Source organism: Streptomyces sp. MB09-01, from assembly GCF_033794505.1.
Lineage (GTDB): Bacteria > Actinomycetota > Actinomycetes > Streptomycetales > Streptomycetaceae > Streptomyces.
Map to the genome: position 1 here is coordinate 17,525 of NZ_JARAYQ010000024.1, position 21,387 is coordinate 38,911.

Sequence of the window (21,387 nt, forward strand, 5' to 3'; positions counted from 1 at the left end):
GGCCTCTCGCCGCACAGCACGCCCGTCCGTCCGGCATCCTTGTGATTGATCGCACTGTTTGAGCCGTCCGGCAAAATGGGGAGCACGGTCCCCTGAGCTGGTCGACATAGGAGAGAGACTCGTGGACGACGTTCTGCGGCGCGCCCCGCTCTTCGCGGCGCTCGATGACGAGCAGGCCGCGGAGCTCCGCGCCTCCATGGGCGAGGTGACCCTCGCACGCGGTGACGCCCTGTTCCACGAGGGCGACCCCGGCGACCGGCTGTATGTCGTGACCGAGGGCAAGGTGAAGCTGCACCGCACCTCCCCCGACGGCCGCGAGAACATGCTGGCCGTCCTCGGCCCCGGCGAGCTGATCGGCGAGCTGTCGCTCTTCGACCCGGGCCCGCGCACCGCCACCGCCACCGCCCTGACCGAGGTCAAGCTGCTCGGCCTCGGCCACGGCGACCTCCAGCCCTGGCTCAACGCCCGGCCCGAGGTCGCGACCGCGCTGCTGCGCGCCGTCGCCCGGCGCCTGCGCAAGACCAACGACCAGATGTCCGACCTGGTCTTCTCCGACGTTCCCGGCCGTGTGGCGCGGGCGCTCCTCGACCTGTCGCGCCGCTTCGGCGTGCAGTCGGAGGAGGGCATCCACGTGGTGCACGACCTCACGCAGGAGGAGCTCGCACAGCTCGTCGGCGCCTCCCGCGAGACCGTGAACAAGGCCCTGGCCGACTTCGCGGGCCGCGGCTGGCTCCGCCTGGAGGCGCGTGCGGTCATCCTGCTGGACGTGGAGCGCCTGGCGAAGCGCTCGCGCTGACGCCCGGTCCCGGCTGTTCGAGGGGGGTCCTGCCCGAGGGGGCGGGGCCCCTTTCGCATGTCCAGGACAAGCCCCCCGCGCCTCGAACGCCTCGGGGGCCGCTCCGTGCACAGTGGAGGCATGGAGCACAGGGGTCTGGACACGTACGGGTACTTCGAGCGCGAGGGCTCCCTCGGGCAGGTCCAGGGGGAGTTCGCGGGCGTCGTGGCGGCCGCCCGCGGGCGGATCCGCGACGCGTACGGGCGGCGGCTGCACAGCGCGTACCTGTACGGGTCCGTGCCGCGCGGGACGGCCCGGCCCGGGCGGTCCGACCTCGACCTCCTGCTGGCCCTGCACCACGAGCCCGCCGACGAGGACCGTGACGCCGCAGAGGTGCTGGCGCGCGGGCTCGACGAGGACTTCCCCGAGATCGACGGCGCCGGCATCCTGCTGTACGGCAAGGACACCCTGCTGAGCGAGGCGGAACGATTCGACCTGGGCTGGTTCCTCGCCTGCCTGTGCACGCCACTGCTCGGCGCGGACCTGGCCGAGCACCTGCCGCGCTACCGTCCGGACAGCCTGCTCGCCCGCGAGACCAACGGCGACCTGGCCGGCCTACTGCCAGGGTGGCGCAAGCGGGTGCGGGAGGCGTCGACCGAGGGCGAACACCGGAGGCTGTGCCGGTTCTTCTCACGGCACCTGGTGCGCACCGGGTTCACGCTGGTGATGCCGCGGTGGGGCGGCTGGACCAGCGACCTCACCGAGTCCGCGGAGATCTTCGGCGGCTACTACCCGGAGCGCGCGGACCAGATGCGCGCCGCCGCCGTCACGGCCCTGGATCCGGTCGCCGACCCGGCCGTGCTGCGCGCGTACGTCGAGGACCTCGGGCCGTGGCTCGCGGACGAGTACACGGCCCGGCACGGCACGAAGACCCCGCGGGACGCGGGCCGGGACAGCGCCTAGGACTTCCTGGTGTCGGCGAGGTCCTCGACGGCCAGCTTGGCCTCGGCCAAGCCCGCGCCGGTGATCTGGCGGTAGGCCTTGATCGCCGAGATCTGCCGGTCGGCCGCGATCAGGGCGCGTACCTCGTCCATGCCCGCCGGCTCCGGCTCCTCTATGCCGAAGTGGTCCAGCACGAGGGCCAGGCGGCGCTCCGTCCGGTCCGCCTTGAGCTGGAGGTTCTTCACGCGCAGCGACACCGTCGAGGTGATCCAGCCGGCGGTTGCGACCAGCATGACGAGCAGGAACACGGTGTTCATTCGGGCCCTCCAGGGATCAATCCGTGATCTTGAAGGTACTCGAGCTGCGCCCGGACGGACCATTCCGCCGCCGGCCACAGGGAGCGGTCCACGTCCGCGTAGACCTGGGCCACGACCGCCTCGGGGGTGACGAACCCGTTCTCGACGGCGGTCTCGACCTGGGCGAGCCGGTGCGCGCGGTGGGCCAGGTAGTACTCGACGGCTCCCTGTGCGTCCTCCAGGACCGGCCCGTGGCCCGGAAGGACGGTGTGCACCCCGTCGTCCACGGTGAGCGAGCGCAGGCGGCGCAGGGAGTCCAGGTAGTCGCCGAGGCGGCCGTCCGGGTGGGCGACGACCGTGGTGCCGCGCCCGAGGATGGTGTCGCCGGTCAGCACGGCCCGGTCGGCGGGCAGGTGGAAGCAGAGCGAGTCGCTGGTGTGGCCCGGCGTCGGGACCACGCGCAGCTCCAGCCCGCCGGTCCGGATCACGTCCCCGGCGGCCAGGCCCTCGTCGCCGAGGCGCAGCGCCGGGTCCAGGGCGCGGACCTTGGTACCGGTGAGCTCGGCGAAGCGGCCCGCGCCCTCGGCGTGGTCGGGGTGGCCGTGGGTGAGCAGGGTGAGGGCGATCCGCTTGCCGGCCTGCTCCGCGGTGGCGATGACCGCCCGCAGGTGTGCGTCGTCCAGCGGGCCGGGGTCGATCACGACGGCGAGGTCGGAGCCGGGCTCGGAGAGGAGCCAGGTGTTGGTGCCGTCCAGGGTCATCGCGGAGGCGTTGGGGGCCAGGACGTTCACCGCGCGGGCGGTCGCCGGCCCGGAGGTGACCACTCCGCGGGGCTGTCCGGGCAGTGCGGCGGCGTCGCTCATGCGGTGCCTCCCGGGCGGCCGAGGCGGACCCGCTTGGTGAACTCGTCGTGGCCCGGCCAGCTGAGCACCACCTCGCCGTCCTCCAGCACGGCCTCGGCCAGCACCGGCGTGAGGTCCTGGGCGGCGGCCGCGGTGAGGGCGTCGACGGCGCTCCCGTACGGCTCCAGGGAGCGCAGCGTGGAGATGGTCGGCGGCATCATCAGCAGCTCGCCCTCGTCGTAGCCGGCAGCCGCGTCGGCCGGGCGGATCCAGACGGTCCGGTCGGCCTCGGTGGAGGCGTTGCGGGTGCGCTGGCCCTCGGGGAGGGCGGCGACGAAGAACCAGGTGTCGTAGCGGCGCGGCTCGAACTCCGGGGTGATCCAGCGGGCCCACGCCCCGAGCAGGTCGGAGCGCAGCCGCAGGCCGCGGCGGTCGAGGAACTCCGCGAAGGACAGCTCGCGGGCGACCAGGGCCTGCCGGTCGGCCTCCCAGTCGTCACCCGTGGTGTCCCCTACGACGGTGTCCGGGGTCTCCCCGGCGAGCAGGACGCCCGCCTCCTCGAAGGTCTCCCGCACGGCCCCGCAGACGATGGCCTGGGCGGTCCCGGCGTCCGTACCGAGCCGGACGGCCCAGTCCTGCTGCGAGGGCCCCGCCCAGCCCACCTGGTGCTCCTCGTCGCGGGGGTCGACCCCGCCGCCCGGATAGGCGTACGCGCCCCCGGCGAACGCCATGGAGGCCCGTCTGCGCAGCATGTGCACGACGGGACCGGCGGGGGTGTCGCGCAGGAGCATCACGGTGGCGGCGCGCCGCGGTGGCACCGGGACGAGGGAGCCGTCCGCGAGCGCGCGGATGCGGTCGGGCCACTCCGGCGGGTACCACTGGCCTCCGGCGGGGGGCTGCTGCTGACCGTGCTGACCATTCGGCATGGCCGGATGCTACGGCCATCCGGCCCGATGTTCGAGGGTCACCTGTCGCGGCGTGCGGCGCGGGCGGGCCGCGCCGTGCTCCCCGGGGCTTCGCCCCGGACCCCGCGCCTCAAACGCCGGAGGGGCTGCATCGCCCTGCAGGCGATCCAGCCCCACCGAAAGGGTCAGGCTCCGGGTACCAGTTCGACCTGGATCTCGATCTCGACCGGGGCGTCCAGCGGCAGGACCGCCACGCCGACCGCGCTGCGGGCGTGGACGCCCTTGTCGCCGAGGACGGCGCCCAGGAGCTCGCTCGCGCCGTTGAGCACGCCCGGCTGGGCCGTGAAGTCGGGGGCCGAGGCGATGAAGCCGACGACCTTCACGACACGCGCGATCTTGTCGAGGTCGCCGACGACCGACTTGACGGCGGCCAGGGCGTTCAGCGCGCACGTGGCGGCCAGCTCCTTGGCCTGCTCCGGCGAGACCTCCGCGCCGACCTTGCCGGTGACCGGCAGGTTGCCCTTCACCATCGGGAGCTGGCCCGCGGTGTACACGTACGCGCCCGAGCGGACGGCCGGCTGGTACGTGGCCAGCGGCGGTACGACCTCGGGCAGGGTCAGGCCGAGCTCGGCCAGCTTCGCGTCGACAGCCCCGCTCATGCCTTCTCCCGCTTCAGGTAGGCCACGAGCTGCTCGGGGTTGTTCGGGCCGGGCACGACCTGGACGAGCTCCCAGCCGTCCTCGCCCCAGGTGTCCAGGATCTGCTTGGTGGCGTGAACCAGCAGCGGGACCGTCGCGTATTCGAACTTCTTGGTCATGGGAGCGAGGGTAGTGCCTGTGGTGCCGAGCCTCCCCCCGGACCGAGTCCAGGGGGGAGGCTCATGCGTGTTCCGGGACGCGAGTGGTTAGGCTCGGACGCTGTGAGCAGGCTCCAGGTGGTCAGCGGCAAGGGCGGCACCGGCAAGACCACGGTCGCCGCGGCACTCGCGCTTGCCCTCGCACGCGAGGGCAAGCGGACTCTTCTGGTGGAGGTCGAGGGCAGGCAGGGACTCGCGCAGCTCTTCGGTGCCGAGGCGCTCCCGTACGAGGAGCGGAAGATCGCCGTCGCGCCCGGCGGGGGCGGCGAGGTCTTCGCGCTCGCCATCGACGCCGAACGGGCGCTGCTGGACTACCTCCAGATGTTCTACAAGCTCGGCTCGGCCGGCCGCGCGCTCAAGAAGCTCGGCGCCATCGACTTCGCGACGACCATCGCCCCCGGACTGCGTGACGTCCTGCTGACCGGCAAGGCGTGCGAGGCGGTGCGGCGCAAGGACAAGGCCGGCCGGTACGTCTACGACCACGTGATCATGGACGCGCCGCCGACCGGGCGGATCACCCGGTTCCTGAACGTCAACGACGAGGTGGCGGGCCTGGCCCGGTTCGGGCCGATCCACAACCAGGCGCAGGCCGTCATGAAGGTGCTCAAGTCCCCCGAGACGGCCGTCCACCTGGTCACCCTCCTGGAGGAGATGCCAGTCCAGGAGACCGCCGACGGCATCGGGGAACTGCGCGAGGCCGGGCTGCCCGTCGGCCGGGTCGTCGTCAACATGGTGCGGCCGCACCACCTGGACGAGGACACCCTGCGCACCGCGGCCGGCGACCACCGCGCCGAGGTGGCCAGGGCGTTGTCCCGGGCGGGCCTCGGCGGTGCGCGCCGCGGCGGGCTGGCCGAGCGGCTGGTGGACCCGCTGCTCACGCAGGCCGCCGAGCACGCGAGCCGGGTGGAGCTGGAGCGCGCGCAGCGCACCGTACTGGCGGGGCTGGACCTGCCGACGTACGAACTGCCCCTGCTCGGCGCGGGGGTGGATCTGGCCGGGTTGTACGAGCTGGCCAAGGACCTGCGGAAGCAGACGGTGGCCGAATGAGCGAGGGGGTGGACATCGTGGGGCTGGACACTCCGCCGCGGCTGGCGGTCGACCGGCTGCTGGACGACCCGGAGACCCGGATCGTCGTGTGCTGCGGGGCGGGCGGGGTCGGCAAGACCACCACGGCCGCGGCGCTGGGCGTACGGGCGGCCGGGCGTGGGCGGAAGGCGGTCGTGCTCACCATCGACCCGGCGCGCCGGCTCGCGCAGTCGATGGGCATCGACTCGCTGGACAACACCCCGCGCAAAGTGGCGGGCGTGGGCGCCGACGGCGGTGAACTGCACGCGATGATGCTGGACATGAAGCGGACCTTCGACGAGATCGTCGAGGCGCACGCGGACGGCGAGCGGGCCCGGGCCATCCTCGCCAACCCCTTCTACCAGTCGCTGTCGGCCGGCTTCGCGGGCACGCAGGAGTACATGGCGATGGAGAAGCTGGGACAGCTGCGGGCCCGGGACGACTGGGACCTGATCATCGTGGACACCCCGCCGAGTCGGTCCGCGCTGGACTTCCTGGACGCGCCGAAGCGCCTCGGGTCCTTCCTGGACGGGAAGTTCATCCGAGTGCTGATGGCTCCGGCGAAGGTGGGCGGCCGGGCGGGAATGAAGTTCCTCAATGTCGGCATGTCGATGATGACCGGCACCCTCAGCAAGCTGATGGGGGCCTCGCTGCTGAAGGACGTGCAGACCTTCGTGGCTGCGATGGACACGATGTTCGGCGGCTTCCGCACGCGTGCCGACGCGACCTTCCGGCTGCTCCAGGCTCCCGGCACGGCCTTCCTCGTGGTGGCGGCGCCCGAGGCGGACGCCCTGCGCGAGGCGGCGTACTTCGTGGAGCGGCTGGCCGCGGAGAGCATGCCGCTGGCCGGGCTGGTACTGAACCGGGTGCACGGCAGCGGCGCCGACCAGCTGTCCGCCGAACGGGCGTTGGCCGCCGCAGAGAATCTTGAAGAAGGCGGCATTGTCGATCAGGAGTCCGGGAAAGCTGGACTTCGTGACACGGCCGCGGGACCGACCGAGGCGGCCGGAACCACACGGACGGCGATCACACGGACGCCAACCGCACCGACGGCAGAGACGGCACGGACCGCAAAGACCGCGAACCCTCCCGAGACAGGCTCCCCCGGCACCGAAGGCGATACCGCGGTCGTCGACCGGATCACGGCAGGACTGCTGCGCCTGCATGCCGAACGGATGCAGGTGATCGCGCGTGAACAGCGCACACGCGATCGCTTCACCTCACTGCACCCCGAGGTGGCGGTGGCCGAAGTGGCCGCCCTGCCCGGCGATGTGCACGACCTCGCCGGGCTGCGGGCCATCGGAGAGCGACTCGCGGCCGGGGTTCCGGCCGGAGCGTAGGCGTTCGTACGTCGTGGCGTCCGCGTGGTCTACCCGGCTGCCGCGTATGTCTCGTACGGAACGTCGATCTCCGTGTCTGCATCCATGGTGAGGATGCCCGTACTGCGCTCGTACTCCGTACGGGCGGTTTCGAGCAGCCGTCGCCACGAGGTGACGGTGGGACGCCGGCGCAGCAGCGCGCGTCGTTCCCGCTCGGTCATTCCGCCCCACACGCCGAACTCGACGCGATTGTCGAGCGCATCGGCCAGGCATTCGGTCCGCACCGGACATCCGGTGCACACCGCCTTGGCCCTGTTCTGTGCCGCTCCTTGAACGAACAGTTCATCCGGATCGGTAGTGCGGCAGGCTGCCTGCGCACTCCAGTCGGTAACCCAGCCCATCCCGGCGCCGTCCTCTCCCGAATCGAGGCTCCCCCACGGCGGCAGCGGCATATTCACCGCTACCAGTTGAGGACGTTACGGAAGGCGGGCACAGTGCAACACCCCCGACGGGCCCAATCTTGAATGGTCCGAACGGACTATGGGTAAGCGGCAGATCACCCGACGGAGTGATCCGGCGACATGCCCGACCATTCCGGCAATTCGGGTGGAATCGGCGGATCAACTTCAACAGGGGGGCGGGATTCGGACATGCGTCCACCCCATTCGGGAAGGGTGAAAATCAAGCCGAGGGGTTGATGTCGCACCGCACTGCTGTGACAGTTGGGGACAGCTTAGGCCAAGGCATTCGCGCGTGTCCGGCGAATCAGAACGTAGGCTGCCCTCCATGGGAAAGAAGCGCTCGGGCGGCGGGCTCACGGGGAGCCAGCAGGCCGCCAAGTTCCTCGGGGTGTCCGTTCTCTCCGGAGTTGTGCTGGCCGGCATGGCGATTCCGGCTGCAGGCGCCCTGGGGCTGGCGGCCAAGGGCACGGTCGAGGGATTCGATGAGATCCCGGCCAATCTCAAGACTCCGCCGCTGAGCCAGCGGACCACGATTCTGGACTCCGAGGGTGGCTTGATCGCCACCGTCTATTCACGCGACCGGCAAGTGGTCCCGCTCACGGCGATCTCCCCGTACATGCAGAAGGCGATCGTCGCCATCGAGGACTCCCGTTTCTACGAACACGGAGCCGTCGACCTCAAGGGCATCCTGCGCGCGGTCAACCGCAACGCGCAGGAGGGCGGCGCCGCTCAGGGCGCCTCCACGCTCACCCAGCAGTACGTGAAGAACGTGTTCGTCGAAGAGGCCGGCGACGACGAGACCAAGGTGCGCGAGGCCCAGGAGAAGAGCCTCGGCCGCAAGATCCGCGAGCTGAAGTACGCGATCCAGGTCGAGGAGGAACTCGGGAAGAAGAAGATCCTCGAGAACTACCTCAACATCACGTACTTCGGCCAGCAGGCGTACGGAATCGAATCCGCGGCCCAGCGCTACTTCAGCAAGCCGGCCAAGGACCTGACCCTGGAGGAGTCCGCGCTGCTGGCGGGCGTCGTGCAGTCGCCGAGCCGGTACGACCCGGTGAACGACACCCAGGAGGCCACGAAGCGCCGCAACATCGTCCTGCAGCGGATGGCCGACACCAAGGACGTCTCACAGGCGGAGGCGGACGCGGCGAAGGCGAAGCCGGTCACCCTGAAGGTGACCAAGCCGAAGAACGGCTGCATCACCGCGGTCAAGGGCGCGGGCTTCTTCTGCGACTACGTGCGCAACACCTTCCTGACCGACGCCGTCTTCGGCAAGACGCGCGAGGAGCGGGCCAAGGTCTGGAACCAGGGCGGTCTGACCGTCCGCACGACCCTGGACCCGCAGTCGCAGGACGCCGCCAACGAGTCGATCAAGGACCACGTCTACCAGGACGACGCGATCGCGACGGCCGTGACCATGGTCCAGCCGGGCACCGGCCGGGTGCTGGCGATGGGTCAGTCCAAGCCGTACGGCTTCGGGAAGAACGAGACGCAGATCAACTACTCCGTGGACAAGCGGATGGGCGGCTCGAACTTCGGCTTCCAGGTCGGCTCGACCTTCAAGCCGTTCATCGCGGCCGCCGCGCTCGAGCGGGGCCTCCCGCCGACGAAGGTCTACCCGGCGCCGAACAAGATGGACTACCCGAGCGGGATCTCCCGCTGCGACGGGTCCCAGTACGTCAACGTCAACAAGGAATCGGCGGAGAACGAGACCGAGGACGAGATCGGCCCCTACGCGCTGCGGACGGCGATGGAGAAGTCGATCAACACCTACTTCGTCGAGATGATCTCCGAGATCGGCCTGTGCCCGGTCTCGGAGATGGCGCAGAAGCTCGGTGTGGTCCCGGCGAGCGGGGCGAAGCTGGCCGACGGCCCCGCCATCGCGCTCGGCTCGGAGGAGATGTCCCCGCTGACGATGGCCAACGCGTACGCGGCCTTCGCCAACCGCGGCGTCTACTGCACCCCCGTCGCCATCGAGTCGATCACCGACGCGCACAACAAGGCCCTCTCGGTGCCGAAGAGCAAGTGCGAGCGGGCGATGTCGGAGACGACCGCCGACACCATCAACACCCTGCTGGGCGGAGTGATCGACTCCGGCACCGGTGAGCGGGCCGGCCTGACCGACCGCGACAGCGCGGGCAAGACGGGTACGACGGACAACCGCTACAACGCCTGGTTCGTGGGCTACACCCCGAACATCTCCGGCGCGGTGTGGGTCGGCTCGGGCGGGGCGAAGAAGATCACGATGGAGAACATCGTGATCGGCGGCAAGCCCTACCTGAAGGTCTTCGGCGGCGGTCTGCCCGGCCCGATCTGGAAGGACGCGGTCACCGGCGCGCTGGACGGCCGTGAGGCCCTGCGCTTCGTCACGGTCAGCATCCCGGAATCGAACGTTCCGTCCGGCGGCTCCCGCGGCAACAAGCCGCCCACCACCCCGACCAGGCCCAAGCCGGGCGGTGACGGAAAGCCCGGCGGGCGGCCCGGCGGTCAGACCGCCGGAGCCACCGGGGGCGCCACCGGCGGGGCCACGGGTGGCGGCGATACGCAGCCCCCCTTCCCCGGGATCACGATCGACCCGGGCGGCGTGATCGGCGGCCGCGACGACCGGTAGCGGTCGGCACGCAACACGAGGGAGGGCCCCAGCCGGTTCCGGCTGGGGCCCTCCCTCGTCAGTTCCTGCTTCTAGGAGAGCTGCTGCTTGACGACGGCGGCGACACGCCCGCCCTCCGCCAGCCCGGCGACCTTCGGGTTCACGATCTTCATGACGGCGCCCATGGCCCGCGGCCCCTCGGCACCCGCGGCCTTGGCCTCCTCGACCGCCTGCGCCACGATCGCGACGAGCTCGTCGTCGGTGAGCTGCTTGGGCAGGTACGTGTCGAGGAACTCGCCCTCCGCGGTCTCCCGCGCGGCCTGCTCGGCACGGCCGCCCTGGGCGAAGGCCTCCGCCGCCTCGCGGCGCTTCTTCGCCTCCTTGGCGATCACCTTGAGGACTTCCTCGTCGGAGAGCACACGTGCCTCCTTGCCGGCGACCTCCTCCTTGGTGATGGCGGAGAGGGTCAGGCGCAGCGTGGACGAGTGCAGCTCGTCACGCGCCTTGATGGCGGTCGTGAGGTCTTCCTGGAGCTTGGCCTTGAGCGTGGTCATGGATGTGAGTCTGCCAGGTGCGGGGGCAGTGGCGCTCACTGGTTTTCCGCGTCTGAGACGATGGGTCCATGCGTGCGCGTTACGGAGTACCCCTGAAAGCGGCTGCCGGAATCGCTGCGGTGGGGGCCGCGGGTGTGGCCTATGCCGCCGGTTTCGAGGCGAGGTCCTTCCGCCTGCGCCGGGTCACGGTGCCGGTCCTTCCCCGGGGGATGCGCCCGCTGCGCGTACTCCAGGTGTCCGACATCCACATGGTGGGCGGGCAGCGCAAGAAGCGCGCCTGGCTGCAGTCCCTGGCCGGCCTGCGCCCCGACTTCGTCGTCAACACGGGCGACAACCTCTCCGACACCGAGGGCATCCCCGAGGTGCTCGACGCGCTGGGCCCCCTGATGTCCTTCCCGGGCGTGTACGTCTTCGGGTCGAACGACTACTACGGGCCGCGGCTGCGCAACCCCGGGCGCTACCTGCTGGAGAAGGCCCAGGGCCGGCACGGGCTGAACGGCAACAAGCCGGTCGTCGGCGCCGTCCACAACCCGTGGGAGGAGATGCGGGACGCCTTCGACGCGGCGGGCTGGCTGAACCTCACCAACACCCGGGGGCGGCTGAAGCTGGAAGGCCTGGAGCTGGCCTTCACCGGGCTGGACGACCCGCACATCAAGCGGGACCGCTACGAGATGGTCGCCGGCGGACCGGAGGCGGACGCGGACTTCTCGATGGCCGTGGTGCACGCCCCGTACCTGCGCGTCCTGGAGTCCTTCACCGCCGACCGGTACCCGCTGATCCTCGCGGGGCACACCCACGGCGGGCAGCTGTGCATCCCCTTCTACGGGGCGCTCGTCACCAACTGCGACCTCGACACCGAGCGGGTGAAGGGCCTGTCCACGCACGAGGCGGCGGGGCAGCGGGCGTACCTCCACGTGTCGGCGGGCTGCGGCACCAACCGCTTCACCCCGGTCCGCTTCGCGTGTCCCCCGGAGGCGACCCTCCTGACGCTGACCCCGCGGGCGTAGCGCCTGCGCGACCGCTCCGCGAAAACCGGATTTCGTCTCCGGCGAGAGGTCCGCTAAAGTAATCGATGTCGCCAGGACAGCAAGTGCTGCAAGGCGGCGATCGGGGTGTAGCGCAGCTTGGCAGCGCGCTTCGTTCGGGACGAAGAGGTCGTGGGTTCAAATCCCGCCACCCCGACAGAGTAAGACCAGGTCAGGCACCTACCAGTACTGGTAGGTGCCTGACCTGTTTCTGTTGAGTGACTAACTGAGTGACTACGGCTTCCGAGCGTCCTTGAAGATCTCGTCCATGGCCGTCGCCCCGGTCTGGATCACGGGCCTGATCTGCTTCCGGTAGACCGCCTCGGTCACAGCCGTCCCGGAGTGCCCGACGAGTCGGGAGATCTCTTCGAGCGGGACCCCCTTGTCGGAGAGCAGCGAGACGAAGCTGTGCCGCAGCTCCCGCGGGGTCCACTCCTTCGCGTCGACCCCCTCGGCGCCGGTGATCGCCTGCCGGAAGGCGCGCCGGACGTTCGTGGAATCCAGCTCCGTCCCAGTGGCGGACGAGAAGACCAGCCCGTTCTCCTGCCACTGATCACCAGCGGCCAGCCGGTCCCACCCCTGCTCCTCGAACTGCTGCCAGAGGGCATCCACGCACCTGGCCGGCAGGGCGATAGTCCGGCGTGACTTCTTGGTCTTGGTGTCCCCGGTGGAGCGGACCGACCGCCACACCGCGATATGCGGCGGGACGGGTGGCGACGCGTTCGGGTCCCCCTTCAGGAAGACGTGGTCCCAGGTGAGGGCCCGCATCTCTTCCGTCCGGGCGCCGGTGAGCAGGGCCACCACGATGTACGCGTACGCCGAGGTCCCCGCGGCGGCCTTCAGCACCGCCTCGGCCTCGGCCAGCCGGAGCGCTTTCGACGGCCGGCCGGGCTGTCCGGTCGGGATGGAGCACAGCTCCACGATGTTCCGCTTCACCTTGTCCCGGACCATGGCCCGCTTCACAGACCGGTTCAGGCAGGAGTGGATCGCCTGCAGCGTGCGGGTGCTGAGCGTCTTGGCCTTCTCTGCCAGCCACCGGTCGACGTCCTCGCCGCTCAACTCCCGCAGCTTCCGGGCGCCGAGCGCGGGGATCACGTGGATCCGGCTGAGGGACGTGCACGTGGCCACGGTCCGCGCGTCACGGCCGGCCAGCCCGTACATGAGCCAGTCCTCCACCGCGTTGGCCACGGTGTAGTTGGTCGGGGCGACCGCCAGCCCGTCCTCGTGATCGCGGAGCACCTCTTTGAGCTTGTTCTTGGCCTCGGTCTTGGTCTTGCCGCTCCCCTTCCGCACGACGCGCTTCCCGCGTGCGTCAAAGCCAAGGGTGGCGGTGGCGATCCACCGCTGCCGCGTCTCGTCCCAGTGGAGACCGCCGTCTCCCCTGCTGCGGCGCTTGGTCACTTGCTCTCTCCTGCCTCGCGCTCCAGGAGCGCGACGTACTCGTTGATGGCGGAACGGGGGATCAGCCGGGCCCGGCCCTCGTTGACGGTGCGGAGGCGGCCGGCACGGATCAGTTCGTAGATGACGGAACGGCTCAGGCTCAGGGCGGTCATGGCTGCTGCGACCTTGAGCAGGACGGGTTCCACGGGCGGCGTGATCGTGGCGCTCACTGGTTCTCCTCCGAGGCGTGCGGGCGGCGGTGTCCTGCTGGCCGCAGGCGTCGCGGTGCTGGGGCAGGTGTCGTATGTGTCCGAGGCGCGGATTTCTGCGTCATCGCGTCGTCTGTGTCATTTGCCGGTCTGACCTGCGGTTTTCGGTGACGTAGCGGGTGGTGGTGTGTCACCCGCCTGTGTCACCCGCGTCCCCGGGTGACGTGGGTAGGTGACGTGGATGACGCGCGGTGACGCAGCCGTGGGCCGTCTGCGTCACCGCTGTATCCGCAGCTCAGGGGCGGTTTGTAGCTCGTGGTGACACGGGTGACGCAGGGTCTCTTCTCTTAGGAAAAAAGAGGGGTGGTTTCTGTTGTGGTGGGATGCGTCATCGAGCGAAGAGCGGGGCCGCTGCGCGGCACGTCCCTTGCAGCGGCGGCAAGCCGCCGGAACAGCAAGAGGAGCACGCACCCCCGGGTGGCGGGTGCTCTTCTTGCTTGTGCCGGTACCGGTAGCGGTGGCGCCGGTTAAAACGCGGCCTGCTGCTCGCCGGGCGTAGGGCCGGCGGCCCGGATCATCTCGATGTAGCGAGCCGTCCGGGTGCGGCCCCAGTCGACAAGGACACCCCGCGCGGCAAGGGTCGGCTGGAGCCGCTTGAGGCGGTCGGAGAAGACTTTCCCGGTGGTGGGCCACCCCTTGGGCAGGGCACGGAACTCCTCGCCGCTGTAGAGCTGGGTGAGGGCATGCAGCCACTCGGTGGAGGTCATCCGCACTTCCTCGCCGGGTTCGAGGCCCGCGGCGTGCTTGAGGACGGTTTGGGCCAGCAGGTCGCCTTCGATGACGTCGTCGTTAAGGTCGTCGAGGCTGGCCCGGTAGGCGTCCAGCGCGCCGAGCCCGTCCGCCGCGTCGAACTGGGCGCAGAGGTGGGCGAAGTCTGCCATCCGCAGGTCCGTGGGAATCTCGGCCTCGGTGGCCCGCACCTTTACCGTGAGGTCCAGCAGCGAGCCGAGGATGACCGGCAGCACCTGAGCGAACTCCGCCCACAACTCCGCCTCCGTCCGCCGGACCCGGGGCCGCACCAGCCGCAGTGGCAGGAGTCGTTCGGCGAGGTCGGGGCGGATCACCCCGACGTCGATGCCGGTCAGCAGGAGCGGCCGGCGGTAGCGGGAGCGGACGACGTCGCCGTCGGTGAACAGGGCCCGCTTGATGCTCTCGGCGCCGGTGACGATGCAGCACATCAGGTCGGACAGGTCCGGCGGCAAGTGCGACAGGTTGTCCAGCGCGGTGACCCACCCGGCCGCAACGGCCGTGATCAGGTTCTCCTCGTCCTTCGGAGCCCGGCGCAGGTCGCCTGTCATGCCTTCAATGATCCTCACGAGCATCCGGCCGGCCGTGGACTTGCCGGCGCCCTGCGGGCCGGTCAGGAACGGTGCGGGGACGGGGACGGACGGTTCCAGGCAGCCGATCAGCCACGCCACGGCGAGGCATTCGCTTTCGGCGTTGGCGAAGTTGCACAGCCGCAGCAGAGCGTCGATGCCCTTGCCGTCGGTGTCCTTCTCGGGGAGGGGGAGTTCGCCGGTGAGCTGGGTGCGGCGCCAGCACACCTCGCGCGGGTCGGGGGTGAGGATGTCCCACCCGGTGGGGTGGATACGGATCGACTGTCCGTCGTTGCGGCCCAGGTCGAGCCAGGTCGCGCCGTCGAATCCGGGGGCCACGCGGATGTGGGTGGCCTGCACGTCCTGGCTGAGCGCGAGTGCCTCGATCAAGTCCAACGCCTCCTTGAGCGCACTGCCGTTGAATACGCCGAGCCCGTCGTTGAAGAGCCCGACCATGAGTTCCTGCCGGTGGCTGCCTGTCGTGCCCTGGGAGCGGATCGGGCGGGCGACGGGGTGGCCGTTCTTCTGCGCGTACACGGTGCCTTCGGTGGTGCGGAAGTACCGGAAGTGCTGCTGCGCGTAGTCGGTGATGATCTGCCGGGCCGGGTTCTTCTCGTCCTCGGGCATCGCTACATCCCCAGCTTCATGCGGGCGTTGGTCCAGGCGATCTCGCAGTGCCGCATGGACTCGCCCTTGGCCTGAGCGGCGGTGAACAGCCGGATGATGTGCGTCTCGGTGAGGCAGCCGCACCAGCCGTGCGCGGACAGCACCGCGAGGAACGCCCGGTACACGGTGGCGTGGACCGCGCTGGCGGCCTCGGTGATGCGCTGCTCGGCCATAGCAATGCCGCGTTCCAGGTAGGCGGGCGAGCGGTGGCGGCACACCGCATCCCCGGGCCGAGCGGGCACCACAACGGCGGACGGTGCCGGCGCGGCTGCGGCGACCTCCTTCACGGCAAGAGCACGCACGACATCGGGCAGCAGCGCCATGCGTCCTGTGCCGGGGCCGAGCCAGCGGGCATAGGACCAAGCGGACTTGATGTCCACGCCGGGCCGGACGCCGTTGTGGGAGGTCATGGTGCCGAGGTAGATCCAGTGCTCCCCCCGGGTCGTGGCCACGGTCTTGGTGGCGGGGAGGTTCTCGCGGGCCCACCCGATGGCGTCCGCGTCGTCGAGATCCACAACGGTGAGCGCGCCGCCGCCGGGGTGGTAGGCGACGGCCGCAGCCTGCCGCCAGGCTCCGGCCCACGCGGGCGAGGTGAGGATGTCCGGGTCGGTAGTGGCGGCGGCCCAGCCGTGGCAGGGGGCGGGGCACTCGCACGGGCCGGCGGCCTTCATGTGGGGGCGGTCGCCGCATGCCGAGCGGGTGCAGGTGCGGCAGTTCCCGAAGGGTCGCTTGCCCTCCCGTAGCGGCAGGGCGGGCAGGCCCAGTTCGGCGAGCTGGAGCGCGGTACGCAGGTGGGCGGGTAAGGCCTGGCGCTGGGGGTCTCGCGGGATGTCGGTCGTGTGGGTCATGCTGGTCTCTCCAGTTCTTGGCGTTCTGGACGAGAGCGGCCCTGTTCATTGGCGTGAGGGGGTCGCTCTTGGCATGTCGGGCGGGTGAAGCGGAATCCCTGCCGCTGGCTTGTCAGGGAGGTGAGGACACCCCTGGCAGGGTGCGAGTGGAGGGGGTTTCGGGGGTCTGACCTGCGGCGCCTCCCTGCCTCCCTGGCTGGTCATTTCCGCAGCTCAGACCCAGGGAGACGGGTCAGGGAGGCGGTCAGGGACTTCTCCCTGCCTCCCTGACCGTGCGGGGGTCGGCTCCCTCTACTCGACGGCGGAAGCGGAACCTTGGTCCGGGCGGCCGGCGAGGACGCGGGCGATGCGGTCGCGGGCGATGACCATGCGGCCGTCGGACTTGTACGGCTCGGCGCCGGTGCCGTCGAGCACGCGCTTGAGGTCGATGAACGACCAGCCGCCGTAGGCTTTCTCGTTCAGTGAGGCGAGCCGCTTGAGGACGTCCTGGGTGAGCACGCGCGGCGCGTCGCCGAGGACGGTCAGGATGTCCGCGAGTGGGTCGACCGCCGGACCGTGGGCGATGGTGTGGGCGGTGGTGACGCCGTCGCGCAAGGCCTTCGCCCGCTCGGCGACCTCGGCGGCCTGCTCGGTGTCGATGTAGTGCGTGCGCACGGTGATGGAGGCCTGCCCGGCCGGGATGGCGATGCCGTCGGAGGCGACGACGACGGTTCCCTTGTCGAGGCCCTGCCGCAGCTGGTGCGGGGCCGCGCCGCCGTCGACGGCCTTGTCGCCCAGCGCCATGCGGGCTTGCGACTCGGTGCCGAGGACGAGGGAGGCCCGGGTGTGGGCGCCTTCCCGTACGAGCTTGGGAAGGTTCTGGTCGGTCGGGTCCTGCGTGCCCTCCCACAGGACGACGTCCACGGCCCGGCCCTGGTTGTGAATCTTGCGGACGGCCATGAAGTACCGGGAGGTGGCCTTCGAGCCGCCGTAGGGCCGCTTGTCGTCGCCGACGGCCGGGCACATGAACGCGACCTGCGCTTCGTCCACGATCCCGATGAGCGGCGGGAACTCACTGCCGGCAGGCGCCTGGATCCGACGCTCCATCTCGGCGACCAGCCCTTCGACCATCTCGGTCGCCTGGATCACGTGCTCATCCGTCGGCCCCTGGATCAGGGTGGTGGCGAGGCCGTCGAACATGCCCCAGTCGCCCACGCCCTTGAGGTCGGCGATCCGAAACTCCACCGTGCGGTCGAGGGCCAGCCACAGGGCGAGCGCGCGCAGGGCGGCGGTCTTGCCCTGGTTCGACAGGCCGGTGACGAGGACGTGGCGCTGATAGAGGCTGATCCGTGCTGTGTCGCCGCGCAGGTCCTGGCCCCACGGGGCCTTGCCGGTCTTGTAGTTCGCGGTCGCGGTCTCGTCGGTGACCAGCGGGGACGGGCCAATCGGCTCGTCGAGCGCGCCGGAGTCGGCGATCCACAGCCGCACCGTGCGGGCGGCGGCCGGGAGGGTGATGAACACTTCGTGCTCGTGCCGGGCGAGGTTCTCGGCGAGCTTGCGCCGGCGCCCCTGGACCTCTTCCGTCGAGACCCCGGACGGGAGCGTGACGTCGACCTCGACTCCGCATCCGGCGATGCGGATCGGCCCGAGCATCGCGGCTCCGGCGTCGCCCATCTCCTTGATGGCCTTGCGAAGCGGCGCGATCCCCAGGTCGCGCAGGGCCGTCACGACGATCGACGGGGTGATCGGGGCTCCGACGTCGTCACGCTGCTGGGCAGGGAGCGCCCACCGCGGTGCGGTCTGCTGGTGACGGCCGACTCCCCACAGGGCCAGTAAGGCCAGCCACGGGCCGACCGTGACGGCCGGTCCCCATACAACGGTGGCGACGTAGACGATCGCTCCGACCGCGTCGATGACGGCGGCGAGAGGGGCGAGGATCCAGGAGGCGTCCTTGTTGGCTATGGCCAGCACGACTCCCAGCAGGAGCAGGCCACCGGCGGTGAGGCCGGTGCCGTAGGCGGCGCTCTTCACCGCGTCCTGCGGGGCCTTCAACAGGTCCATACGGCGGTGGTGGCGGGCCGCGCGGAAGCGGGTGAGGCGGTCCTCCCACTCCTTGGCCTCCTCGAAGTTCCCCGCGGCTTCAGCGGCCCTGATCATCCGCTCGTAGCGGGATCCGGTCCGCCCGTCCCACGCCCGCTTGGCCGTGATCCGGGTCCCGCCGAGCACGTACATGCCGTGGCGGGCCACCAGCCGCACGGCCGTACGGGTCTGCTCGCTGGTGACGGCCGTGCGCAGGCCGCGTGCGGTGCGCTTCCAGACCCGCACCGGCCGGACCGCTTCCGGGGCAGCGGCGGCCGGGGCAGTCGTGTCGCCCGCCAGGGTGTAAGTGCCGGTGGTGGGGTCCTTGAAGAGGGGGACGACGTTGTCGGTCATGCTGAGAACTCCTGCTCTCGCTGACAAGCGGGTGGGTAGGGCCCGGGGCGGCCGGCGTTCTTTGGCGAGAGGGACGGCCGCCCTGGGGCACAGCTACTTGGTCTTGAGGTTCTTGGCCCTGGCCTTGCGGGCGGCCTTCTCGGCCTCCGCCGCGTCGGCGGTCTGCTGGGCTTCGCGCTCGCGGGCGCCGTCGATGATCCGGTCGACCTTCTTCTGCAGGTCGCCGAGGTGGACGTTCTCCCCGGCGATACCGCGCTTGGCCATCCGGGCCGTGTACCAGCCGATCTGCGTGATCTCGCGAGCGGTGAACTTCGGGTCCTTCGCCATCACAGAACTCCTTGAATAGCTGGGGATATTCGGGTGTTGAGGGTCAGCCGCGCTTACGGCGTGCCCTGCGTACGTTCTTCACGGCCGCCGCACCTTCCGGGCTACCGATCGACTTCACGACGGTGTGGACGCCCCATCCCAGAACCAGGGCGAGGAACGCCAGGAACACGAAGCTCGCGGCGATGGAAGTCAGAGCGGCCACCAGCAACGGCCCGAAGTACACGCCGGCCGCGACCGCGCCGGCCCCCACCCCGGAACCCAGCGCGATGCGCTGCACGGTCTTGTCCGGGGCTGCCTGGTGGATGTGCTGGTGCACGACCTGCGGCCCGGCGTACGTGGCGGGCAGGTTCTCGGCGTAGACGTAGGTGCCATCCGGGAGCTGCACGACGCCGGACGATCGGATGGGCTCGGGCAGGTGGTTCACGGGTGTCTCCCTTCGGAGCACGGTCAGGTCATGCACCAGCCGGAGTCACATCCGGGGTCGGTGTCGTCAAAGGGCAAGGTGTCGACGCCGTCGGGGATCGCGGCCCGCAAGGGCCGGCCGAACCGGGTCAGGTAGACGTGGTCCTTACCGAGGCTGTCGCGGCGCTGGTTGAGGAGGTCTTCGAGCTGGCAGGCCTTCTCGAAGAGTTCGGGCTGGTCACGGCGCATGTCGTGCCAGGCCTCAGGCCGGTGGAACGGACAAAACCAGCACGATGACTTCGGCGGGACGGGCAGGCCGGCGGAGCGAATGATGCGGGCGCAGTCGATGCGGCGGATCCCTCGTTCCAGCAGCGGATATTCGATCTGCTCGGATGGCTCGCAGCGGCGCTTGTTGGCGCGGCCGATCTCATCGAGGCTGATGCCGATCCCGACCGTGGCCGGCAGGCCCTTGGTGGCGCCGCGGCGCTTCAGCTCGCGGCCGATGACCTTGATCTTGTAGTCGGCGGTGCAGGAGCGGGTGCCGGGGGCCCCGTTACTCATTCGCACCGGGATCTCCAAGGACTTCGAACCTTCGCGCGTGAGCTCCCCGTACAAGGTGCGGGTCTCCTTGGAGCGGACCATGACCCGGTCCAGAAGGACCAGCTCAAGGCCGTGCTTCTCGGCGTAGGGGCGGGCGTACTGGTCGAGGTAGGCCATGGTGGCCGGGTTCTCGGAGTCGTCTCCGACGTTGGCCATCAGGAACGTCCGGTAGTCGATCTCACCGGTTGCGGCGAGGACCATGGCGGCCATGGACTGCCAGCCGCCCCCGAAACTGAACGCCCTCACTTGGGGTGCGCAGGCGGTGATCAAGAGACCACCGCCTGCGCCGTAGCGTTGGCGGTCCGCTCGGCTTTCAACGTCTCGCGCAGCACCCGAGCTTTGGCCGGGGAGGTGCGCAGGGCCTTGCGGATCGCCTCACCGGTCAGATCCTCGATCGGCCACGACTCGGTGATGCTCCGGGCCTCGCAGAGCAGTTCCTCCGGCGTGCGGACCGGGCGGGCCGATCGGGCGGCCACGGGAACTCGACCAGTGGCCCGACGAGGACGTGTCGTCTCTGCCGCCGCGATCGGTACCCGCACCTCGACCACGTCGATCGGATCGGCCGACACTGGCGCCAGTGCGGGCACCGAGACGGGGGGTTCGATGGCTTCTTCGACCATCGGTTCGCGCAGCTCAGCACTCGACTGATTTGCCTCGGTCTGCGTTGACTTGCGTTCGTTCGAGTCGACTGCCGGGCGGTGATGGAGGACCTTGGCGACGAGGTCGGAGCCGAAGTAGATCGACCCGACTGGAAGGGATGTCGCCAGCAGCACGAGCGCCCAGTTCGCCGGATCCCAGTCAGCCAGTCGGGTCCAGTCGACCGACTCGCTGTGCAGCTCGGGCAGCAGTCCGTGTACGTAGTTCAGGACCAGCGACGCGAGCGTGTACGCGGCCAGAACCCGCAGGGCGAACCGGCGGGCGTCGCCGGTCAGCGTGAGCGCCGCGACCAGGGCCAGAGCCATCAGGCCGTCGACCACAAACGGGTACAGCGTCGCCGCCGCCCCGTCCGCGCCGATCGCCTTGGCTACGTCCCGCAGGGCGTTCCACGAGACCCGGAACGCCATGGCGACCACAATTACCAAGGCCAGGACGAGCGCGGCTTTCGCCCTGCGGTTCACGCCGCGCCACCGGAGGACGGGAGGTGAGCGGCCCGGTTCTCCAGCGCGGTCCGGGCCGCGAGCACCTGCCGGCGGGCCCGCCGGAGACGCTGCCCGTCCACCTCGGTGGGCGTCCGGTCCAGCGTCATGACCTGAGCGTCGAGCAGGTCGCGTTCCGCCAGGATCAGCGGCAACTCGATCTCGATCGCTTCCAGCTCCGCGTCCGTCGGCTCCAGGCCGTCGGACCACGGGGTAACGAGGTTCTGAAGTGCAGCGATGGACTTCACGGGTCTTGCTCCTTCGGTAGAGGAACGGGACCCAACAGCAGCCCCGGCGTTCGAGCGCCGGGGCTGCACTGGCGTTGGGGGTGAAGCGGAAGACCTCCGGCTCCCCTCAACCCCACCCGTACGAGACGGACGGAGGAGGCAACCGGCCGCGCC

General features: G+C 70.4%; 23 protein-coding genes and 1 tRNA gene. 7 read left to right on the forward strand and 17 right to left on the reverse strand.

The window, feature by feature from the left end; translation table 11 throughout:
* The first annotated feature begins 121 nt into the window (after window positions 1-121).
* Together PV721_RS07935 and PV721_RS07940 are read left to right on the forward strand one after the other, a co-directional pair.
* Window positions 122-796 carry a Crp/Fnr family transcriptional regulator gene (locus tag PV721_RS07935; protein WP_003981529.1) on the forward strand — a complete coding sequence of 225 codons (675 nt, stop codon included), beginning with the start codon at window positions 122-124 and terminating at the stop codon, window positions 794-796.
* Between the two features lie 120 nt (window positions 797-916).
* Window positions 917-1,738 (forward strand): nucleotidyltransferase domain-containing protein, encoded by an 822-nt coding sequence (locus PV721_RS07940; protein WP_319722128.1) that lies wholly within the window; start codon window positions 917-919, stop codon window positions 1,736-1,738.
* On the opposite strand, the gene PV721_RS07945 is transcribed toward PV721_RS07940, so the two are convergent.
* The 5 genes from PV721_RS07945 to PV721_RS07965 form a co-directional block, all read right to left on the reverse strand.
* Window positions 1,735-2,034, reverse strand: coding sequence for a hypothetical protein (locus PV721_RS07945; RefSeq protein ID WP_319722129.1), 300 nt, complete (start codon window positions 2,032-2,034; stop codon window positions 1,735-1,737). The genes PV721_RS07940 and PV721_RS07945 overlap by 4 nt on opposite strands.
* On the reverse strand, window positions 2,031-2,876 hold the full coding sequence (locus PV721_RS07950) for an MBL fold metallo-hydrolase (RefSeq protein ID WP_319722130.1): 846 nt from the start codon (window positions 2,874-2,876) through the stop codon (window positions 2,031-2,033). The genes PV721_RS07945 and PV721_RS07950 overlap by 4 nt, the downstream gene beginning before the upstream one ends.
* Complete coding sequence (locus PV721_RS07955) at window positions 2,873-3,781, reverse strand: NUDIX hydrolase (protein WP_319722131.1); 909 nt, start codon at window positions 3,779-3,781, stop codon at window positions 2,873-2,875. The genes PV721_RS07950 and PV721_RS07955 overlap by 4 nt, the downstream gene beginning before the upstream one ends.
* 164 nt (window positions 3,782-3,945) lie before the next feature.
* Window positions 3,946-4,419 (reverse strand): RidA family protein, encoded by a 474-nt coding sequence (locus PV721_RS07960; RefSeq protein WP_319722132.1) that lies wholly within the window; start codon window positions 4,417-4,419, stop codon window positions 3,946-3,948.
* Window positions 4,416-4,577: a DUF4177 domain-containing protein gene (locus tag PV721_RS07965; protein WP_007264966.1), complete on the reverse strand. Its 162-nt coding sequence runs from the start codon at window positions 4,575-4,577 to the stop codon at window positions 4,416-4,418. The genes PV721_RS07960 and PV721_RS07965 overlap by 4 nt, the downstream gene beginning before the upstream one ends.
* 102 nt (window positions 4,578-4,679) lie before the next feature.
* Between PV721_RS07965 and PV721_RS07970 the strand changes: the two genes are divergently transcribed.
* Together PV721_RS07970 and PV721_RS07975 are read left to right on the forward strand one after the other, a co-directional pair.
* Window positions 4,680-5,663, forward strand: coding sequence for an ArsA family ATPase (locus PV721_RS07970; protein WP_319722133.1), 984 nt, complete (start codon window positions 4,680-4,682; stop codon window positions 5,661-5,663).
* Window positions 5,660-7,021 (forward strand): ArsA family ATPase, encoded by a 1,362-nt coding sequence (locus PV721_RS07975; protein ID WP_319722134.1) that lies wholly within the window; start codon window positions 5,660-5,662, stop codon window positions 7,019-7,021. The genes PV721_RS07970 and PV721_RS07975 overlap by 4 nt, the downstream gene beginning before the upstream one ends.
* A gap of 29 nt (window positions 7,022-7,050) precedes the next feature.
* On the opposite strand, the gene PV721_RS07980 is transcribed toward PV721_RS07975, so the two are convergent.
* Window positions 7,051-7,401, reverse strand: a complete 351-nt coding sequence (locus PV721_RS07980) for a WhiB family transcriptional regulator (RefSeq protein WP_319722166.1) — start codon at window positions 7,399-7,401, stop codon at window positions 7,051-7,053.
* Between the two features lie 385 nt (window positions 7,402-7,786).
* Between PV721_RS07980 and PV721_RS07985 the strand changes: the two genes are divergently transcribed.
* Window positions 7,787-10,072 carry a transglycosylase domain-containing protein gene (locus PV721_RS07985; RefSeq protein WP_319722135.1) on the forward strand — a complete coding sequence of 762 codons (2,286 nt, stop codon included), beginning with the start codon at window positions 7,787-7,789 and terminating at the stop codon, window positions 10,070-10,072.
* A gap of 71 nt (window positions 10,073-10,143) precedes the next feature.
* Here the strand turns inward: PV721_RS07985 and PV721_RS07990 are convergent, their stop codons facing one another.
* On the reverse strand, window positions 10,144-10,605 hold the full coding sequence (locus PV721_RS07990; protein WP_319722136.1) for a GatB/YqeY domain-containing protein: 462 nt from the start codon (window positions 10,603-10,605) through the stop codon (window positions 10,144-10,146).
* Window positions 10,606-10,673: 68 nt separating this feature from the next.
* On the opposite strand from PV721_RS07990, the gene PV721_RS07995 reads away from it, so the two are divergent.
* Together PV721_RS07995 and PV721_RS08000 are read left to right on the forward strand one after the other, a co-directional pair.
* Window positions 10,674-11,612 carry a metallophosphoesterase gene (locus PV721_RS07995; RefSeq protein WP_319722137.1) on the forward strand — a complete coding sequence of 313 codons (939 nt, stop codon included), beginning with the start codon at window positions 10,674-10,676 and terminating at the stop codon, window positions 11,610-11,612.
* A gap of 101 nt (window positions 11,613-11,713) precedes the next feature.
* Window positions 11,714-11,787: transfer RNA gene (locus tag PV721_RS08000), tRNA-Pro, on the forward strand.
* 77 nt (window positions 11,788-11,864) lie between these two features.
* On the opposite strand, the gene PV721_RS08005 is transcribed toward PV721_RS08000, so the two are convergent.
* The 10 genes from PV721_RS08005 to PV721_RS08050 form a co-directional block, all read right to left on the reverse strand.
* Window positions 11,865-13,031 (reverse strand): site-specific integrase, encoded by a 1,167-nt coding sequence (locus PV721_RS08005; protein ID WP_319722138.1) that lies wholly within the window; start codon window positions 13,029-13,031, stop codon window positions 11,865-11,867.
* Window positions 13,028-13,240 (reverse strand): helix-turn-helix domain-containing protein, encoded by a 213-nt coding sequence (locus PV721_RS08010; RefSeq protein ID WP_319722139.1) that lies wholly within the window; start codon window positions 13,238-13,240, stop codon window positions 13,028-13,030. The genes PV721_RS08005 and PV721_RS08010 overlap by 4 nt, the downstream gene beginning before the upstream one ends.
* Window positions 13,241-13,746: 506 nt before the next feature.
* Window positions 13,747-15,222 (reverse strand): ATP-binding protein, encoded by a 1,476-nt coding sequence (locus PV721_RS08015; RefSeq protein ID WP_319722140.1) that lies wholly within the window; start codon window positions 15,220-15,222, stop codon window positions 13,747-13,749.
* 2 nt (window positions 15,223-15,224) lie between these two features.
* Window positions 15,225-16,109, reverse strand: coding sequence for a DNA primase (locus PV721_RS08020; protein WP_319722141.1), 885 nt, complete (start codon window positions 16,107-16,109; stop codon window positions 15,225-15,227).
* Between the two features lie 291 nt (window positions 16,110-16,400).
* Window positions 16,401-18,521 carry an FtsK/SpoIIIE domain-containing protein gene (locus tag PV721_RS08025; protein WP_319722142.1) on the reverse strand — a complete coding sequence of 707 codons (2,121 nt, stop codon included), beginning with the start codon at window positions 18,519-18,521 and terminating at the stop codon, window positions 16,401-16,403.
* Between the two features lie 93 nt (window positions 18,522-18,614).
* The gene (locus PV721_RS08030) at window positions 18,615-18,848 is read right to left on the reverse strand and encodes a DUF6257 family protein (protein ID WP_319722143.1); all 234 of its coding nucleotides are present in this window, start codon (window positions 18,846-18,848) and stop codon (window positions 18,615-18,617) included.
* 43 nt (window positions 18,849-18,891) lie between these two features.
* Complete coding sequence (locus PV721_RS08035; RefSeq protein WP_319722144.1) at window positions 18,892-19,272, reverse strand: DUF6251 family protein; 381 nt, start codon at window positions 19,270-19,272, stop codon at window positions 18,892-18,894.
* Window positions 19,273-19,295: 23 nt separating this feature from the next.
* Window positions 19,296-20,096 carry a phosphoadenosine phosphosulfate reductase gene (locus tag PV721_RS08040; protein WP_319722145.1) on the reverse strand — a complete coding sequence of 267 codons (801 nt, stop codon included), beginning with the start codon at window positions 20,094-20,096 and terminating at the stop codon, window positions 19,296-19,298.
* A 20-nt stretch (window positions 20,097-20,116) separates the two neighbouring features.
* Window positions 20,117-20,968 (reverse strand): DUF2637 domain-containing protein, encoded by an 852-nt coding sequence (locus PV721_RS08045; protein WP_319722146.1) that lies wholly within the window; start codon window positions 20,966-20,968, stop codon window positions 20,117-20,119.
* Window positions 20,965-21,234 carry a DUF6284 family protein gene (locus tag PV721_RS08050; protein ID WP_319722147.1) on the reverse strand — a complete coding sequence of 90 codons (270 nt, stop codon included), beginning with the start codon at window positions 21,232-21,234 and terminating at the stop codon, window positions 20,965-20,967. The genes PV721_RS08045 and PV721_RS08050 overlap by 4 nt, the downstream gene beginning before the upstream one ends.
* Window positions 21,235-21,387 lie beyond the last annotated feature (153 nt).